General features: G+C 70.5%; 2 protein-coding genes. One reads left to right on the top strand and one right to left on the bottom strand.

Translation table 11 applies throughout. The features are described from left to right. Positions 1 to 190: WXG100 family type VII secretion target (locus AC2VNT_RS09945; RefSeq protein WP_486946696.1), on the top strand; the 190-nt coding region annotated here is incomplete at its 5' end. Between the two features lie 483 nt (positions 191 to 673). On the opposite strand, the gene AC2VNT_RS09940 is transcribed toward AC2VNT_RS09945, so the two are convergent. After that, complete coding sequence (locus AC2VNT_RS09940) at positions 674 to 1,762, bottom strand: hypothetical protein (protein WP_486946695.1); 1,089 nt, start codon at positions 1,760 to 1,762, stop codon at positions 674 to 676. Positions 1,763 to 1,833: the final 71 nt, after the last annotated feature.

The following is a 1,833-nucleotide window of genomic DNA, read 5'->3' as shown; positions in this document are numbered from 1 at the left end:
CGCCGATGTGTATGCCGCCGGTGATTTCTGGGGTGGGTCGGGTTCGGTGGCCTGCCAGGAGTTCGTCACCGCGTTGGGCCGGAATTTCCAGGTGATTTACGAGCAGGCCAACGCTCATGGTCAGAAGGTGCAGTCGGCCGGCAGCAACATGGCCGGCACCGATGCGGCGGTCGGCTCCAGCTGGGCCTGATCCGGCTGGCCGCGTAATTGGCACATGGGGTGCGGTGGGTGCTGTGTGCGTGGCTCGGCCGTTTAGCGGGTGCGCCGTGGGTCGATCCGAAGGAGGCCGAGCAGGCGTACCCGGCGGGCGTCGGGTTGGGTGATCTGCGGTGTGCCGTCCCTGGTGGCGTTCGCCGCCGTAGCGTGGCCAGGGCGAACCGGCGCGCCCACGCCCCGACCTGGATCATCGGCGCCGGTGCGGTCAGCCGGTGGGCGATCAACGCCTCGATGACCTGCCCGTGTGTGGCGTAGGCGATCTCGCGCACCGGAACCGCCCGGCCGATGATGCCCCCGATGTCCAGCCGACTCGCCCACGCCCTGGCCGAGACCGGCCCGGCGCTACCGGGCACCCTGCTGGAACGGCACACCCGCTGCGGTGAGCCGTACCGTCGGTGCCAGCACGACCCGCCGACGCTGCACGGACCCCATCTGCGGATTAGGGGACTGGCTTGGGCTAGCGTCCCCCCACGGCCTGGCAGGCGGCCAGCACCGTGGTGGCGACGAACGTGCTGGCGTTGGCCAGGTAGTTGTCGGACGGGTCGTAGGTCGGTAACGCCAGCGCGAACGCGCGGCGGTACTGCGCCGACAGGTCGGCGAAGTCCTGCAACGTGGGGTTGTCGCTGAGCCGGCCCAGCTGCTGCAGCTTGTTGGCGAAGCTGATCATCACCGGCGCGGCCGCCGTGTTGACCGCTTTTTGCTCCGGATTCCAGAAGGTGGCCGGGATGCCCGGATCCAGGTTCTGCCAGTCGTTGGTGTCGACGCCGAACTTGTCCAACGCGACCTGCCAGTCGTGGCAGACCGGGTCGGGCGCGGTCAGGTAGCGCTGCGGGCTGCTGGGGTTTCCCGGCGGGGCGACCTTGTCCGGGCTCGACGACGACTCCACCCGCGGCCCGCGTGCCGCCGCCGCACCGCTGTCGGCGGCCGCGCAGATCGCGGCCAGCGCGGAGGCGGCGCTGTGCGCGGTTCCGGCCAGGCCGGCGTCGGCGCCGGTGTATTTGGGAATGTGCTCGACGAACGCGCGGCTGTAGGCGATGAACTGCTCGTAGAGCTCACGCATCGCCCGGTGTGGGGTCAGCTTGACCAGCCCGACCGACTTCTCCGCCGCGCTGCGCACCACCTGTCCGGCGGCCAGGTAGCCCTTCTTCATCTCCTCGGTCCACTCGGTGGCCGGGATCGCCTGGTCGCGCTCGTTCCACTCGCCGTGTCCCAGCAGCGACAGCGTGCTGGCCAGGGTGTTGCTGATCGCGTTCCAGGCGCCGCAGGTCGGGTCGGAGACGATCACCGTCACCGGCCCGGTGTCGTCGGCGCTGGCGATCCCCGCGGCGGTGTCGCGGCTCGGGTGCGCCGCCGTCGCGTCTTTGGCGGCATTACCGCCGAACAGCACCACCGCGACCAGCGCGACGGCCACCACGGCGAGCACGGCGACCGCGATCAGTCCCCACTTGAGGTTGTTGGTGTGCTTCGGCGACCCGGCAGCGACGGCGTCGCCCTCGTCGGGCTCGTCGTCCTCGTCGTCCTGGTAGCCATCGAAACTGCCGGTCACAGTGGGCCAGCTTAAAGCACCGGCCGCAGCCCGGTGGCGGCTACGCCGGTGGGGTGTCGGATCGGGTGACG

It is taken from the genome of Mycobacterium sp. TH-M15 (assembly GCF_057473705.1).
This window is presented reverse-complemented; position numbering and strand designations above follow the sequence as displayed.